Annotated in this window: 14 protein-coding genes; all 14 read left to right on the top strand. The window is 71.6% G+C overall.

The window, feature by feature from the left end:
* The first annotated feature begins 157 nt into the window (after positions 1–157).
* The 14 genes from V4F39_RS01445 to V4F39_RS01510 all read left to right on the top strand — a co-directional run bounded on the left by V4F39_RS01445 (position 158) and on the right by V4F39_RS01510 (position 15,347).
* Complete coding sequence (locus V4F39_RS01445; RefSeq protein WP_332287450.1) at positions 158–1,846, top strand: cation:proton antiporter domain-containing protein; 1,689 nt, start codon at positions 158–160, stop codon at positions 1,844–1,846.
* Between the two features lie 103 nt (positions 1,847–1,949).
* Positions 1,950–3,113 (top strand): GGDEF domain-containing protein, encoded by a 1,164-nt coding sequence (locus V4F39_RS01450; protein WP_332287451.1) that lies wholly within the window; start codon positions 1,950–1,952, stop codon positions 3,111–3,113.
* Positions 3,114–3,358: 245 nt separating this feature from the next.
* A complete protein-coding gene (locus V4F39_RS01455) occupies positions 3,359–4,543 on the top strand; it encodes an ABC transporter substrate-binding protein (protein WP_332287452.1) in 1,185 nt (394 codons plus the stop codon).
* Positions 4,544–4,595: 52 nt separating this feature from the next.
* Positions 4,596–5,456, top strand: a complete 861-nt coding sequence (locus V4F39_RS01460) for a branched-chain amino acid ABC transporter permease (RefSeq protein ID WP_332287453.1) — start codon at positions 4,596–4,598, stop codon at positions 5,454–5,456.
* An 11-nt stretch (positions 5,457–5,467) separates the two neighbouring features.
* A complete protein-coding gene (locus V4F39_RS01465) occupies positions 5,468–6,556 on the top strand; it encodes a branched-chain amino acid ABC transporter permease (RefSeq protein ID WP_332287454.1) in 1,089 nt (362 codons plus the stop codon).
* A complete protein-coding gene (locus V4F39_RS01470; protein ID WP_332287455.1) occupies positions 6,553–7,368 on the top strand; it encodes an ABC transporter ATP-binding protein in 816 nt (271 codons plus the stop codon). The genes V4F39_RS01465 and V4F39_RS01470 overlap by 4 nt, the downstream gene beginning before the upstream one ends.
* A 2-nt stretch (positions 7,369–7,370) precedes the next feature.
* The gene (locus V4F39_RS01475) at positions 7,371–8,135 is read left to right on the top strand and encodes an ABC transporter ATP-binding protein (protein ID WP_332287456.1); all 765 of its coding nucleotides are present in this window, start codon (positions 7,371–7,373) and stop codon (positions 8,133–8,135) included.
* Positions 8,132–9,187, top strand: a complete 1,056-nt coding sequence (locus V4F39_RS01480) for a cyclase family protein (protein WP_332287457.1) — start codon at positions 8,132–8,134, stop codon at positions 9,185–9,187. Before V4F39_RS01475 ends, V4F39_RS01480 begins: the two co-directional genes overlap by 4 nt.
* A 15-nt stretch (positions 9,188–9,202) precedes the next feature.
* Positions 9,203–9,973, top strand: a complete 771-nt coding sequence (locus V4F39_RS01485) for an IclR family transcriptional regulator (RefSeq protein WP_332287458.1) — start codon at positions 9,203–9,205, stop codon at positions 9,971–9,973.
* 10 nt (positions 9,974–9,983) lie between these two features.
* A complete protein-coding gene (locus tag V4F39_RS01490; protein ID WP_332287459.1) occupies positions 9,984–11,126 on the top strand; it encodes a thiolase family protein in 1,143 nt (380 codons plus the stop codon).
* Positions 11,123–11,506: a Zn-ribbon domain-containing OB-fold protein gene (locus V4F39_RS01495; RefSeq protein WP_332287460.1), complete on the top strand. Its 384-nt coding sequence runs from the start codon at positions 11,123–11,125 to the stop codon at positions 11,504–11,506. The genes V4F39_RS01490 and V4F39_RS01495 overlap by 4 nt, the downstream gene beginning before the upstream one ends.
* A complete protein-coding gene (locus V4F39_RS01500; RefSeq protein WP_332287461.1) occupies positions 11,503–13,611 on the top strand; it encodes an acetate--CoA ligase family protein in 2,109 nt (702 codons plus the stop codon). The genes V4F39_RS01495 and V4F39_RS01500 overlap by 4 nt, the downstream gene beginning before the upstream one ends.
* Positions 13,612–13,621: 10 nt before the next feature.
* The gene (locus tag V4F39_RS01505; RefSeq protein WP_332287462.1) at positions 13,622–14,977 is read left to right on the top strand and encodes an acyclic terpene utilization AtuA family protein; all 1,356 of its coding nucleotides are present in this window, start codon (positions 13,622–13,624) and stop codon (positions 14,975–14,977) included.
* Positions 14,978–14,981: 4 nt separating this feature from the next.
* Positions 14,982–15,347, top strand: coding sequence for an AtuA-related protein (locus V4F39_RS01510; protein WP_332287463.1), 366 nt, complete (start codon positions 14,982–14,984; stop codon positions 15,345–15,347).
* Positions 15,348–15,356 lie beyond the last annotated feature (9 nt).

Raw genomic sequence — 15,356 nt, forward strand, 5'->3', positions numbered from 1 at the left:
CAAACGCCCGCTTCGGCGGGCGTTTTTTATTTGCCGGCGGCACGCGGTTCTGCGCGGGAACCGCGTCGATGCTGGCATGCTCTGGCTTTCCAACGACATGCGCGCGCGGCAGGCGGACCGGCGCGCACTGCCATGCCGCTTCAGCAGGAGGGTGTCCGTGCCGCACAGTGTTTCCCTCATCAGCACGATCGCCGCCGCGCTGGGCCTGGCGCTGGTGCTCGGCTTCGTCGCCGCGCGCTTCAAGCTGCCGGCGCTGGTGGGCTACCTGCTCGCCGGCGTGATGATCGGGCCGTCCACGCCGGGCTTCGTGGCGGACCTCGAGATCGCCTCGCAGCTGGCCGAGATCGGCGTGATGCTGCTGATGTTCGGCGTCGGGCTGCATTTTTCGCTCGACGACCTGCTGGCCGTGCGCCGCATCGCGCTGCCCGGGGCCGTCGTGCAGATGGCCGCGGCCACGGTGCTGGGCATGCTGGCGTCATGGGCCTGGGGCTGGAGCTTCGGTGCGGGCCTGGTGTTCGGGCTCAGCCTGTCGGTGGCGAGCACGGTGGTGCTGCTGAAGGCGCTGGAGTCGGTCGGGGTGCTCGAATCGATGAACGGCCGCATCGCGGTCGGCTGGCTCGTCGTCGAGGACCTGGCGATGGTGCTGGTGCTGGTGTTGCTGCCGCCGCTGGCCGGCTGGCTCGGCGGCCAGGCCGCCCCGGGCATGGACATGTGGCGCACGCTGGGCGCAACGCTGCTGCAGGTGGCCGTGTTCATCGCGCTGATGCTGCTGGTGGGCCGGCGGGTGTTCCCGTGGGTGCTGTGGCAAGTGACGCGCACCGGCTCGCGCGAGCTCTTCACGCTGTGCGTCGTGGCCGCGGCGGTGAGCATCGCCTATGGTTCGGCGGCGCTGTTCGGCGTGTCGTTCGCCCTCGGTGCGTTCTTTGCCGGCATGGTGATGCGCGAGTCGGAGTTCAGCCACCGTGCCGCGCAGGAGTCGCTGCCGCTGCGCGATGCATTCGCGGTGCTGTTCTTCGTCTCGGTGGGCATGCTGTTCGATCCGAGCGTGCTGGTGGAGCAGCCGCTGCGGGTGCTGCTGGTGGTGCTGATCATCGTGGTCGGCAAGTCGCTGGCCGCGTCGCTGATCGTGCTGCTGTTCCGCTACCCGCTGAACACGGCGCTGACGGTCTCGGCCGGGCTGGCGCAGATTGGCGAGTTCTCCTTCATCCTCGCGGCGCTCGGGGTGTCGCTGGGGCTGCTGCCGGTGCAGGCGCAAAGCCTGATCCTGGCCGGCGCCCTGATCTCGATGGCGCTCAATCCGCTCGTGTTCGCCGCGATCAAGCCCGCGCAGGCATGGATCCGCCAGCATTCCGCGCTGGCGCGGCGGCTGGAGCGCATCGACGATCCGCTGGCCGAGCTGCCGCTCACGACCGAGGAGCGTTTCCTCTCCGGCCAGGTGGTGCTGGTGGGCTACGGCCGCGTCGGCCGGCGCATCGCCGGCGCGCTCGCCGACGCGGGCGTGCCCTACGTGGTGGCGGAACAGAACCGCGAACTGGTGGAGTCGCTGCGTGCGAGCGGCGTGCCCGCCGTCTCGGGCGATGCGGCCGATCCGGCCGTGCTGATCCAGGCGCACGTCGCGCGTGCCAGCATGCTCGTCATCGCCACGCCCGACACGCTGGACGTGCGGCAGATGGCCGAAACCGCACGCACGCTGAACCCCGGCATCGAGATCGTCGTGCGCACGCACAATGAAGCCGAGGGCGACCTGCTGCAGCGTGAGCAGCGCATCGGCCGTGTCTTCATCGGCGAGCAGGAGCTGGCATCGGCGATGGTGCTCTTCGTGCTCGGCCGCTTCGGCAAGGCTTGAAGCGGCGCCGCGTCCGCGACCGGCGCAGCGCTGGCGCTAACATGCCCGGCCTGTCCAGGGACCGAGGTGTTCCGGGCCCGCCAGACCGTATTGGGCAGTCGTCTTGAGCATCGAGTCCTACGCCGCCACCTTCAGCGACACGGTTCTTGCCGTCGCGTTGCTATGGCTGTTCAGTTATGCAGCCCGCATTGCCGTCGGCGTGCGGGGCATCCGGCTCTGGGGCTGGTCGCACCTGGCCTACACGCTCGGCTCGGCCATCCAGACGACCGCGCTGTGGCCGCTGCCGGTCCAGCATGCCGGCGCCTTGCTTGCCGTTGCGGGGCTGGGCGGTCTGGCCGTGGCGATGCGCCTCTTCGTGCACCAGCAGCCGCTGTCCGCCACCGAGCGGCGGCTGCTGGCGCTGCCGCTGATGGCGGCGGCGGCGTGCGTGGCCTACGGCAGCGTGGCGGGTGGCACCGAACTCGACAGCGTCGCGCTGGCTGGCGTCGAGATGTGCGTCATCGCGTCCTTCGCGTACCACCTGCAGGCCTTGAGGTCCGCTCCGTACCACGCGCCGGCGCAGCTCATGCGCGCGGGCTGCGCGCTGCTGCTGCTGCTCTACCTCGCCGATCTCGGCACCTTGCTGGTCCGTGGATCGGCCGCGCGGCTCGCTGGCGACGCCACCTGGATCGCGGCCGACCTGAGCCTGTGGTTCCTGCTGAACTTCTCGATGGTCATGCTCGCGAGCTTCCGCGCGCTGGAAGCGATGCGGCACATGGCCCACATCGATCCGCTGACGGGGGCGCTCAACCGCCGGGGCTTCGAGGCCGCTGTCGCCACCCCCGCGGAGGGCGCCCCCGCGGCGGCTCCCACCGGCGTGCTGGTGATCGATGTCGACCACTTCAAGCAGGTCAACGACCGCTTCGGCCACGAGGCGGGCGACCGTGTGCTGCGCAGCATCGCCTCCACGCTGCTCAGCGAGATCCGCCCCGTCGACCTGCTGGCGCGCTTCGGGGGCGAGGAGTTCGTCATCGTGCTGGCCGATTGCGACGGCGAGGCCGCCTTCGCACGCGCCGAGCACCTGCGCGAACGCGCCAAGGCCCTGCAGTTCGAGTGGCTGGACGCCCACGTGCGGATCACGCTCAGCGTGGGCGTGGCGTCCGGACCGGCCTCGGACATCGAGCGCCTGCGCCAGCAGGCCGACGAAGCGATGTACGAGGCCAAGCGCGGCGGCCGCGACCGGGCGCTGCGCCACGGGGCCGCTGCGCAGGCCCGGGCCGCCGCCTAGCGCCCGGCTGGCGCCAGCGTCGTCCGCCCCGCCGAATCGCACCCCCTGCGCCTGCAGTCCGGCCGCGCCGCGGGCGCATTCGTCGCTCGTGCAGAAGGTTCAATCCATAAAACGCCGATAGGGTTCTCCTGCTCGCTCCTCGGGAGAGGGGGCTCCTAAGATGAAACCGCCCCGAGACAACAAGCCGGGACGGCAGTGCCGCGGTCTTCCGCGCAGCCCGTTCACGGCAGCACAAGGAGACACGGATGAAGTTTCGTCTGATGAGACAGTGGGTTCGTTCGGCCCAGGTGGCCGTCGTCTGCGCGCTGCTGCCGGCCGCCGTGCTGGCCCAACCGATCAAGGTGGGCTGGCTGTCGTCGCTCACCGGGCCGCTGTCGTCGGCCGCGGTGGCCGAGAACCAGGGCGTCCAGCTTGCGGTGGAAGAGATCAACAAGGCCGGCGGCATCAACGGCCGCCCGATCGAGCTGCTGACGCGCGACACGGCGGGTGACCCGACCAAGGCCGTCAACTTCGCGCAGCAGCTGGCCTTCAGCGACAAGGTGCACTTCGTCATCGGCCCGGTGAACTCCGGCGAGGGCCTGGCCAGCACGCCCATCATCGCGCGCGCCGGCATCCCGAACCTCGTGATCGGCTCGATCGATGAATTGGTCGACGCGAAGAAGTTTCCGCGCGCCTTCCGGGTGATCAACACCAACCGGCAGTGGATCTCCACCGCCAACGACTACGCGCTGGGCACGCTGAAGAAGACCAAGATCGCGATCATCGCGGACACCTCGGGCTACGGCACCGCCAGCGCCAAGACCGCGCAGGAGCTGCTCGAGAAGGCCGGCGTCAAGCCGATCTACACCGCGCTGGTCGACCCCAACAAGACCGACCTGACCGACGAGATGATGAAGGCCCGCACCGCCGGCGCCGACATCGTGATGCCCTGGTCCGCGGCCACCGGCCTGCTGGGCCGCCTGCTCAACGCACGCGGCGACATGGGCTGGAACGTGCCCGTCGTCGGCCACCCGGCGCTGATGGCGCCGCAGATCCGCAAGCTGCTGAACAAGCCCGCGTACTGGGAGAACACCTTCGCCTCCGGCTACAAGAGCACCACCTACGGCGACGATGGCAAGCTGCCCGAGCGCACGCAGGCGCTGCTCGACCGCGTGCGCCCGCGCCTGGGCGGCGGTGAGGCCGAGATCCTGTTCTGGTGGGTGGCGATGGGCTACGACACGGTGAAGGTGATCGAGCACGCCGTGAAGACCGCCGGCTCCACCGACCCGGCCGCGATCCAGAAGGTGCTCGAGAGCACACAAGGCTTCCAGGGCGTGTACGCCACCTACGGCTGGAGCCCGACCGAACGCAACGGCTTCCCCGACAGCAACATGGCCGTGAACGCCGCCAACACCTTCAAGGACGGCAGCTTCAAGCTCGCGCCGCGCTGACGCGCGGGCCGCTCCCCTACCGTTCGATCCACCCCACCTCCTGGGAGGCGCCATGGGATTCGTCATCGTGTCCGGGCTGGCCATCGGCATGGTCTTCGCGGCCGTCGCGCTGGTCTACAACGTGATGTATTCGACCTCGAAGGTGCTGTCGGTCACCACCGGCCACCTGGCCATGCTGGGCGGCGTGTTCGGCGCCTGGTTCGTGGCGCAGCTGCAGTGGCCGTGGTTCCTCGGCCTCGTCGGCGCGATGGCGGTAGGCGCGGCCTTCGGCTGGCTCACCGACGTGCTGGCCATCCGCCGCGTGCTGGCGCGCAGCGACGAGCACCTCTGGCTGCTCAGCACGCTGGCGCTGGCCACCATGGTGCAGCAGGCCGTGGGGCTGTGGTGGGGCACCGAGCCCAAGCCCTTCCCGCGGCTGCTGCCGCAGGACTTCGGCGCCGGCCTGGCCGACCAGAAGTTCTGGCTGCCCATCGTGCTGGCGGTGGTGCTGGCGATCGGGCTCGATCTCTTCTACCGCCGCACGCTGTACGGCAAGCTCTTCGTCGCGATGTCGGAGGACGCGTTCGCGGCCCGCGCCCGCGGCGTCTCGACCGACCGCATCCGCGAGATGTCGTACGTGCTCTCGGGCGCGCTTGGCGGGCTGGCCGGCTTCGCGGCGGGGCAGCTCACGTTCGCGTACTTCGCGGTGGGCCTGTCGCTCACGCTCAACGGCTTCATCGCGCTGGCGGTGGGCGGGCTGGGCAGCAACGTGGGGGCGCTGATCGGCGGCGCGGCGTTGGGCCTGCTCAACGCCTTCGCCAGCTACTGGATCGGCGGCGAATACCAGAACACCGTGGCCGTCGGGCTGCTGATGCTGGTGCTGCTGATCAAGCCCGAAGGCCTGCTCGGCTCGCGCAACGTGCGGCCGGTGTGAGGACGACGACCATGACCACCGATGCCCTCTTCAGCAAGCGCCACGCGGGCCCGCTGGCGATCGCGGCGGCCGCCTTCGCGTTGCCGCTGGTCACCGGCGACCCGTACCAGCTGCACCTCGCCGCGCTGATCGCGGTGTACTGGATCCTCATCGCCGGGCTCAACCTGGTGGTGGGCTACAGCGGCCAGCTCTCGATCGGCCACGTCGGGCTGCTGTCGATCGGCGCGTATGCCTTCGCCATCCTGGCCGGCAAGGCGGGCTGGCACCCCGCGCTGGCCGTGGCCGCCGCGGGCGCGCTGGGCGGGCTGTGCGGCCTGGGCCTCGGGCTGCCGTCGCTGCGGCTGCCGGGCTTCTACTTCGCGATGGCCACGATGGCCTTCGCGCTCATCGTCAACGAGATCGTGCTCGCGCAGGTCGAGCTCACCGGCGGCGGCATCGGCCTGCCGGGGCCGACCTTCCCGGCGCCGTTCGACACGCCCGGCGGCTTCTACTGGCTCGTCGCGCTGGTGGCCGGCGCGGTCACCTGGATGAGCTGGAACATCGCGCGCCGCATGTGGGGCCGTGGGTTGATGGCCATCCGCGACAACCCCGTCACCGCGCAGGCGGTGGGCGTGCCGGTGTTCCGCGCCAAGCTGGTGGTGTTCGTGTTCAGCGGCGTCACGGCTGGCGTGGCGGGGGCGCTGTTCTCGTCGCTGCAGAGCTACATCACGCCCGACACCTTCGTGTTCGAGCTGAGCCTCTTCTTCTTCGTCTGCATCATCGTCGGCGGGCGCGGCAGCATCCTCGGGCCCTTCCTGGGCACGGTGGTGCTGACGGTGCTGCCCGAGATGGTGGCGCCGCTGGCCAAGCTGGGGCACTTCTTCTACGGCCTGCTGCTGCTGGCGGTGGTGCTGCTGGTGCCCGAAGGCATCGGCCGCATGGTCGAGATGGCCGGTGAGAGGCTGAGGCCGAAGCGCGTGCCCCACGCCGCCATCGAGCCCGAACTGCCGCGGCTGGCAAGGGCGTTGGCCGAAGGGCAGGGCGCAGCGGCCCCGGCCGCGTCGACGCAGGCGCCCCCCGCGCAGGCGGCCGCCGGCCAGCACCAGGGAGCGCGGGCATGAGCGCCGTCATCGATGGCCGCGCCCACGGCGCGGCCTCTCAGCGCGAAGCCACTGCCGCCGCGCCGCTGCAGGCGCTGAAGATCACCAAGCGCTTCGGCGGCCTCACCGCGCTCGACGACGTGTCGCTCGAGCTGCGGCCCGGCGAGGTGCACGGCCTGATCGGCCCCAACGGCAGCGGCAAGACGACGCTGCTCAACATGCTGTCGGGCTACTACGAGCCCACGGCCGGCGAGATCCGCTACCGCGATCTGTCGCTCGGCGCGGCCAGCGTGCAGCAGCGCGCGGCGATCGGCGTGGCACGCACCTTCCAGAAGCCGCGGCTGCTGCCGATGCTGCCGGTGCTCGACAACACGATGCTCGGCGCCTGGAGCCATGCACGCAGCGGCTTCCTGGCCACCGCGCTGGGGCTGCCTGCCGGCCGGGCCGAAGAAGCCGCGCTGCGCGAACGTGCCACCGAACTGCTGCACGGCGTGGGCCTGGGCGCGGTGATCCACCGCCGCGCCAACGGGCTCGACCATGCGCAGCAGCGCTTCCTGGAGATCGCCCGCGGCCTGGCCCTGCAGCCCCGCTTCCTGCTGCTCGACGAGCCCGCCGGCGGCCTCACCGGCGCCGAGATCGAGCACCTGGGCGCGGTGATCCGCACGGTGCGCGATGCCGGCATCGGCGTGCTGCTGGTCGAGCACCACACCGACTTCGTGTTCCGCATCTCCGACCGCGTGACCACGCTCAACGTCGGCCGCCTGCTGCGCCACGGCACGCCCGACGAAGTGCGGCACGACCCCGAGGTCATCCGCGTCTACCTAGGAGCGTAGCCATGACCGCACAACGACAAAGACCCCCCGAGGTGCTGCTGCAGGTGAGCGACCTGCACGTGGCCTACGGCAAGGCGGAGGTGGTGCACGGCTTGTCCATGCAGGTGCGGGCCGGCGAATTCGTCGTCGTGCTCGGCCGCAACGGCGCCGGCAAGAGCACGGTGATGCATGCCATCTCCGGCCTGGTGCCCAAGCGCTCGGGCACCGTCACCTTCGCAGGGCAGGACCTGAGCGCCGCCTCGCCGCGCGAGACGGTGCTGGCCGGCATCGTGCAGGTGCTCGAAGGCCACCGCGTGTTCCAGACGCTGTCGGTGGAAGACAACTTGCTGATCGGCACCTACGCCCGCGCGCCGCGCGGCGACCGCAGCAAGCTCGACCGCGTCTACGCGCTGTTCCCCGAGCTGGCCGAGCGCCGCCAGCAGATGGCCTCGCGCCTGTCGGGCGGGCAGCAGCAGATCCTGGCGGTGGCGCAGGGCGTGATCGGCGACCCGAAGCTGCTGATCCTCGACGAGCCCTCGGGCGGCCTGGCGCCCATCGTCATCGACCGCATCCTCGACGTGGCCTCGCAGCTCTGCGCCAGCGGGCTGGCGATCCTGCTCGTCGAGCAGCTGGTGGAGAAGGCGCTGCGCCACGCGCACTACGGCTACCTGGTGGAAACCGGCCGCATCGCGGCGGAAGACTTTTCGGGCGCCCTCGGCGAGGGCGACCTGCTGCAGCGCGTGTTCCTCGGCGGGCACGCGCACCACGGCGAGGAGGCCACAGCATGACCGAACAGACGAGATGGACGCATCGCCCGCCCGGTTCCAACTGGGGCGATTTCGGGCCCGACGACCAGTGCGGCCGGCTCAACCTCATCACGCCCGAGAAGGTGCGCCAGGGCGTGGCCGAGGTGCACGAAGGCCTGGCCTTCTGCCTCAGCCTGCCGCTCGACCTGCCCGGCGGCAACGTGCTCAACCCGCGCCGCCACCCGCCGGTGCTGCGGCCCACGGTGCGCAACGGCAAGCCCAACCTGAACTACCGGCTGATCGGCGACAACCCGCTGCACAACGACGTGGTGAGCGACGACCTGGCGGTGCTGCACCTGCAGTACTCCACGCAGTGGGACAGCTTCGCGCACGTGGGCCAGATGTTCGATGCCGACGGCGACGGCGTGCCCGAGCCGCGCTACTACAACGGCTACCGCGCGGGCTACGACATCCTGGGCCCGCTGCTGGCCGAAGACGCCGGCGTGCCCGCCGCGGGCGGCATGCGCTCCACCTCGCGCGCCCAGGCGCTGGGCATCGAGCACATGGCCGAGCGCTGCGTGCAGGGCCGGGCGGTGATGATCGACCTGCACGCCCACTGCGGCGATGCGCGCGAAGCCGTGGGCTACGACCGGCTGATGCGCGTGATCGACGCCGACCGCGTGACGGTGGAACCCGGCGACATGGTGTGCCTGCACACCGGCTTCGCGCAGGCACTCATCGGCATGGGCGGCCAGCCCGACGCCGAGCGGCTGGAGCGCACCGGCGCCGTGCTCGACGGCCGTGACGAGCGGCTGCTGCAGTGGATCACCGACAGCGGCCTTTCGGTGCTGATCGCCGACAACTACGCGGTGGAGGCGCACCCCGCCGCGGCGCGCGACGTGTGCTGCGCGACGCTGCCGCTGCACGAGCACTGCCTGTTCAAGCTCGGCATCCACCTCGGCGAGCTGTGGCACCTGACGCCGCTGGCGCAATGGCTGCGCGCGCACGGGCGCCACCGCTTCCTGCTGACCGCGCCGCCGCTGCGGCTGCCCGGCGCCGTGGGCTCGCCGGCCACGCCCGTCGCCACCGTCTGAACCCCGGGACTCATCTTGCGACACGCTTCCGATACCAACGCCGTGCAGAAGGTGCTGCGCATCCTGCGCGTGATGTCCACGCCGCTGCCGCTGCGGCTGGCCGACATCGCCGCCGCGTCGGGCATCCACAAGGCCACCGCGCTGCGCCTGCTCGACACCATGATCGCCGAGGGCTTCGTGGTGCGCGACGAGGCCACCAAGCGCTACCTGCTCGGCGACGAGGCGGTGACGCTGGGCATCGCGATGCAGGGCCGCGACCACATCCGCGACCGCGCGCGGCCCAGCCTGCTGCGGCTGGCCGCGCTCACCGGCGACACGCTGCTGCTGTCGACCCGCAGCGGCATCGATTCGGTGTGCATCGACCGCGAGTTCGGCAGCTACCCGATCCGCGCGAGCTACCTTGAACTCGGCATGCGCCGCCCGCTGGGCGTGGGCGCCGGCAGCCTGGCGCTGCTGGCCTGGCTGCCCGACGACGAGGTGGACGCGGTCATCGGCCTGATCGAGCCGGCGCTGAAGAAGCGCTACCCGCGCATCAGCGCGGCGCTGCTGAAGCAGGAGGTGGCCCACTCGCGGCAGCGTGGCTATTCGCTGCTGCTCGACGTGGTGGTCGACCAGATGGGCGGCATCGGCGTGCCGGTGTTCGGCAGCGACGGCCGGCCGGCCGCCGCCATCAGCCTGGCCGCGCTCACCACGCGCATCACCTCGCGCCTGGGCACGCTGGTGCCCGCGCTGCGCAAGGCAGGCGAGGAACTCTCGGCCCACTATGCGCAAAAAGACGCGGCATGAGGGACGCGGCATGACTTCGACATACCTCGTCGGCTCCGGCGTCACGCGCTACGGCAGCCACCCCGGCCGCAACACGGTCGACCTGATGAGCGAGGCCGCGCAGCTCGCGCTCGACGACGCCCGCCTGCAGCGCGGCGACATCGACGGCCTGGTCTGCGGCTACTCGACCACGATGCCGCACCTGATGCTGGCCACCGTGTTCGCCGAGCACTTCGGCCTGGCGCCGCGCTACGCGCATGCGGTGCAACTGGGCGGCGCCACCGGCTACGCGCTGGTGATGCTGGCGCACCTGCTGGTGGCCGGCGGCGCGGCCAAGCGCATCCTGGTGGTGGGCGGCGAGAACCGCATGACGGGCCAGAGCCGCGACGCGTCGATCCAGGTGCTGGCGCAGGTGGGCCACCCCGAGTACGAGGTGCCGCTGGGCGCCACCATCCCCGCGTACTACGGCCTGATCGCCTCGCACTGCATGGCCGAGCACGGCCACACCGAGGCCGACTTCGCCGAGCTGGCGGTGCTGATGCGCCGCCATGCGGCCAAGCACGAAGGCGCGCAGTTCCGCACGCCGATCACGGTGGAGGAGGTGCTGGGCTCGCGCGCCATCGCGTCGCCGCTGAAAGTGCTCGACTGCTGCCCGGTATCGGACGGTGGCTGCGCCGTCATCGTCTCCGCGACCGAGGAAGGGCCGCACCCGCTGCGCATCACCGGTGCCGCGCAGCACCACAACGCGCAGCACCTGAGCGCGATGCCCAGCCTGTCGGACTTCGGCGCCGGCGCCTGCACGGCCCGCGCGCTCGAACAGGCCGGCCGCCGGCTGGCCGACGTGGAGTACGCGGCCATCTACGACAGCTTCACCGTGACGCTGGCCATCCTGCTGGAGGAGATCGGCCTCGCGCCGCGCGGCCGGTCGGGCCGGCTCGCGCGGGAAGGGCACTTCTCGGCCGATGGCGCGATGCCGCTCAACCTGCACGGCGGGCTGCTGTCGTACGGCCATTGCGGCGTGGCGGGCGCGATGGCGCACCTGGTGGAAGCGCACAGGCAGATGACCGGCCGCGCCGGGACGCGCCAGGCGCGGCGTGCCGGCGTGGCGCTGCTGCACGGCGACGGCGGTGTGCTGTCGTCGCACGTCAGCCTGGTGCTGGAAGGCGCGGCATGAACGACATGAACGAGAACGACGCGGGCCTGCGCTGCTGGAGCCGGCGCGGCGACGCGCTCGTCTACCAGCAGTGCGGTGCCTGCGGCCGCCGCTGGCTCTTTCGCCGCGGCTTCTGTCCGCACTGCGCCGCGCCGTCGCCCACCGAGCACCTGGCCGCCGGCGGCGGCACCGTGCGCGCCAGCACGCTGGTGCACCGGGCGCCGAGCGACGAGTTCCGTGCGCTGGCGCCCTACAGGCTGGTGCTGGTCGACCTGGACGAAGGCGTGCGCCTGATGGCGCATGCCGACCCCGCCGTGGCCATCGGCGACCGCGTGCGCGGCAGCGTGCGCCGCATCGCCGGCCGGCCGCTTCCCTTCTTCGACAAGGACCTCGCTTCATGACCGACGCTGCCACTTCCGCACGCCAGGCGCTGCGTGCGGCGCTGTCGCCGCGCTCCATCGCGGTGATCGGCGCCTCCGACAACGAGCACAAGATCGGCGGGCGCCCGATCGCCTACCTGGGCCGCCACGGGTACGCTGGCGCGCTGTACCCCATCAACCCGAGCCGGCCCGAGGTGCAGGGCCTGCGCACCTATGCCGACCTGTCGGCGCTGCCCGAGGTGCCCGAGGTCGCCATCGTCGCGGTGCCGGGCGACGGCGCCATCGTGGCGGCCGACCAGTGCGCGCAGGCCGGCGTCAAGCTCGTGGTGATGATGAGCAGCGGCTTCGGCGAGGTGGATGCCGAAGGCAAGCGGCGCGAACGCGAGATGGCCGCCCGCGCCCGTGCACTGGGCATGCGCGTGGTGGGGCCCAACTCGCAGGGCCTGGCCAACTTCGGCACCGGCGCGGTGCTGAGCTTCTCGACCATGTTCACCGAGGTGGCGCCGCAGGACGGGCCGGTCGGCATCATCAGCCAGAGCGGGGCGATGAGCGTGATCCCCTACGGCCTGCTGCGCCAGCGCGGCATCGGCGTGCGGCACTCGCACGCCACTGGCAACGACTGCGACGTGACGGTGTGCGAGCTGGCCACCGTGGTGGTGGAAGACCCGGCGCTGCGCGTGCTGCTGCTGTACCTCGAAGGCGTACCCGATCCCTGGCACCTGGCCGAGGCCGCGGCCATCGCACGCGACCGCGGGCTGCCCATCGTCGCGCTCAAGTCCGGCCGCTCGGCGGCGGGGCAGGAGGCCGCGCAGTCGCACACCGGCGCGCTGGCCAGCGAAGACCGCGTGGTCGATGCCTTCCTGCGCGAGCACGGCATCTGGCGCGTGCAGGACATGCGCGAACTGGTCGACGCGGCCGAGCTGTACCTCAAGGGCTGGAAGCCGCGCGGCCGGCGGCTGGTGGCCATCAGCAACTCGGGTGCCGTGTGCGTGCTGACGGCCGATGCGGCCAGTGCCGCCGGCATGCCGCTGGAGCCGCTGTCCGCGGGCACGCAGGCCGAGCTGCGCACCATCCTGCCGGGCTTTGCGACGACGACCAACCCGGTCGACATCACGGCCGCGCTGCTCACCAACAGCCGGCTCTTCAGCGACATCCTGCCGCCCATCGCCCGCGACCCGGCCGCGGATGCGTTCTTCGTCGGCATCGCGGTGGCGGGCGCGGGCTACGACGTGCCTACCTTCGCGGCCGACACCGCCAGGTTCGCGCAGGCCACCGGCAAGCCCATCGTGGTGGCGGCGCCGCAGCCGAGCGTGGCCGCGGCCTTCAAGACGCATGGCCTGTCGGTCTACGCCACCGAGGCCGAGGCCGTGGGCGCGCTGGGGCAGTACCTGTCGCATGCCGAGCTGATCGCCGCCGCGCAGGCGCGCCGGCCCGCGCTGCCGAGCCCCCCGCGCGCGGTGCGGCCGGCCGTGATGCTCGACGAGGCGCAGAGCCTGGCCTGGCTGGCCGGGCGCGGCGTGCCGGTGGCGCGCCACATGCTGTGCGCCGACGAGGCGCAGGCGCGCCGGGCATTCGAGACCCTGGGCGCCGCGCGCGTGGTGGTGAAGGGCTGCACCGGCGACGCGTCGCACAAGTCGGAGCTGGGCCTGGTGCGGCTCGGCCTGCAGAGCGCCGAGGCGGTGGCTGCCGCGTATGCCGATGTGGTGGCGGCGGCTTCCGCGGCCGGCGTGCGGCTCGGCGGCGTGCTCGTTGCCGAGATGGTGCGTGGCGAGCGCGAGCTGATGATCGGCGCGCGGCTCGACCCCGTCTTCGGCCCGGTGGTGCTGGTCGGCGACGGCGGCAAGTACGTCGAGGCGATGCCCGACGCCGAGGTGCTGCTGCCGCCCTTCGATGCCGCGCAGGTGGAGCGTGCGCTGCGCCGCCTGCGCATCGCGCCGCTGCTCGACGGCGTGCGCGGCGATCCGCCGCTCGACGTGGCCGCCTTCTGCGACGCGGCGGTGGCCGTGGGCGCCCTGATGCTCGACGACGCCGCGGGCGTCACGCAGCTCGACGTCAACCCGGTGATCGTGCGCGAGCGCGGCCAGGGGTGTGCCGCGGTGGACGCGGTGATCTTCCATTCCCGTTGAAAGGACAGCGATGAGCAAGACCATCCGCATCGGCGCGGGCGCCGCCTGGTGGGGCGACCGCGTCGAGCCCGCACAGCTCAATGCCGAGCGCGGCGACCTGGACTACCTGTGCTTCGAGACCATGGCCGAAGCCACGGTGTCGGCCGCGCAGGTGAGGGCGCGGCGCGACCCCGGCTTCGAGGGCTACGACACCTACCTCGACGACCGCATGCGCGCGGTGCTGCCGGCCTGCATGAAGCGTGGCACCAAGATCGTCAGCAACCAGGGCTGGATCAACCCCGACGCCGCCGCCAAGCGCGTGGTGCATTGGCTGCGCGAGCTGGGCCACACCGGCGTGAAGGTGGCGGCCGTCAACGGCAGCCTGGTCACCGACCGCGTGCTGGAGCTCACCGACCGCATCCTGGAGAACGGCGAGCCCACCGCGAGCCTGCAGCCCACGCTGATCTCGGCCGAGGCCTACCTGGGCGCCGAGCCCATCGTCGAGGCGCTGAAGGCCGGTGCGCAGATCGTCATCACCGGCCGCGTGGCCGACCCGTCGCTCTTCCTCGCGCCGATGATGTACGAGTTCGGCTGGGATCCGCTCGACCACGCCAAGGTGGCGCAGGGCAACGGCCTGGGCCACCTGATGGAATGCGGCGCGCAGGTGACGGGCGGCTACTTCAGCGACCCCGGCTTCAAGGACGTGCCCGAGCCCTGGAACTTCGGCTTCCCGATCGCCGAGGTGCGCGAGGACGGCAGCGCCATCCTCACCAAGGTGGCCGGCACCGGCGGCGCGGTGACGCTGCAGACCGTCAAGGAGCAGATGCTCTACGAGGTGCACGACCCGGCCAACTACCTGACGCCGGACGTGGTGGTCGACTTCACCACCGCCCGGCTGGAGCAGGCGGGCCCCGACCGGGTGCTGGTGACGAACATCGGCGGCAAGCCGCGCACGCCCACGCTGAAGGTGTCGATCGGCTGCACCGAAGGCTTCATCGGCGAGGACATGTTCTTCTACGCCGGCCCCGGCGCGCTGCGCCGCGCGCAGCTCGCCCGAAAGATCCTGGAAGAGCGCTTCAAGATCGTCGGCCTGCAGGCCGAGGACTACCGGCTCGACTTCCTCGGCATGAACGCGATCCACGGCGACGCGACGCCCGCCGATGCGCCCGAGCCCTACGAGATCGCCGTGCGCGTGGCCGCACGCACCAGGACGCGCGAGGAAGCCGCCAAGGTCGGCCGCGAGGTCGACGGCATGGCCGTCTCGGGCATCGCCCACACCGGCAAGCGCGTGCCGCACCAGGAGCGCACGCGCGAGGTGATCGGCGTGTGGTCGTCCCTCGTGCCGCGCGAACAGGTGCCGGCCTCCATCCACTACTTCGAGAGCTGAACCGATGAAAGTCCTGCTGCAGCATGTGGCCCACGCCCGCTCGGGCGACAAGGGCAACACCTCGAACATCGCCGTCTTCGCCTATGCGCCGGAGCTGTATCCGCTGCTGAAGGCGCAGCTCACCGCCGAGCGCTTCAAGGCCTTCTACGGCGACGCCATCAAGGGGCGGGTGACGCGTTACGAGGCCGACAACATCGAGGCGCTCAACTTCGTCTGCGAAGGCGCGCTGGGCGGCGGCGTGTCGCGCAGCCTGTGCCTGGACAACTACGGCAAGGCGCTGTCGGCCGCGGTGCTGGGCTTCGAGCTCGACGTGCCCGATGCGCTGCGGGTGCACCTGCGCGGACAGCCGCTGCTGCCCGCGCAGGCCTGAGGAGCCTGC

The sequence above is a fragment of the Aquincola agrisoli genome (assembly GCF_036621135.1).
In the GTDB taxonomy this organism is placed as follows: domain Bacteria; phylum Pseudomonadota; class Gammaproteobacteria; order Burkholderiales; family Burkholderiaceae_C; genus Aquincola; species Aquincola agrisoli.

Excerpts from the sequence above, each read along its gene's own strand:
- V4F39_RS01455 (WP_332287452.1), top strand. The coding sequence starts at position 3,359 with ATGAAGTTTCGTCTGATGAGACAGTGGGTTCGTTCGGCCCAGGTGGCC.
- V4F39_RS01460 (WP_332287453.1), top strand. The coding sequence starts at position 4,596 with ATGGGATTCGTCATCGTGTCCGGGCTGGCCATCGGCATGGTCTTCGCG.
- V4F39_RS01465 (WP_332287454.1), top strand. The coding sequence starts at position 5,468 with ATGACCACCGATGCCCTCTTCAGCAAGCGCCACGCGGGCCCGCTGGCG.
- V4F39_RS01470 (WP_332287455.1), top strand. The coding sequence starts at position 6,553 with ATGAGCGCCGTCATCGATGGCCGCGCCCACGGCGCGGCCTCTCAGCGC.
- V4F39_RS01475 (WP_332287456.1), top strand. The coding sequence starts at position 7,371 with ATGACCGCACAACGACAAAGACCCCCCGAGGTGCTGCTGCAGGTGAGC.
- V4F39_RS01480 (WP_332287457.1), top strand. The coding sequence starts at position 8,132 with ATGACCGAACAGACGAGATGGACGCATCGCCCGCCCGGTTCCAACTGG.
- V4F39_RS01490 (WP_332287459.1), top strand. The coding sequence starts at position 9,984 with ATGACTTCGACATACCTCGTCGGCTCCGGCGTCACGCGCTACGGCAGC.
- V4F39_RS01495 (WP_332287460.1), top strand. The coding sequence starts at position 11,123 with ATGAACGACATGAACGAGAACGACGCGGGCCTGCGCTGCTGGAGCCGG.
- V4F39_RS01500 (WP_332287461.1), top strand. The coding sequence starts at position 11,503 with ATGACCGACGCTGCCACTTCCGCACGCCAGGCGCTGCGTGCGGCGCTG.
- V4F39_RS01505 (WP_332287462.1), top strand. The coding sequence starts at position 13,622 with ATGAGCAAGACCATCCGCATCGGCGCGGGCGCCGCCTGGTGGGGCGAC.
- V4F39_RS01510 (WP_332287463.1), top strand. The coding sequence starts at position 14,982 with ATGAAAGTCCTGCTGCAGCATGTGGCCCACGCCCGCTCGGGCGACAAG.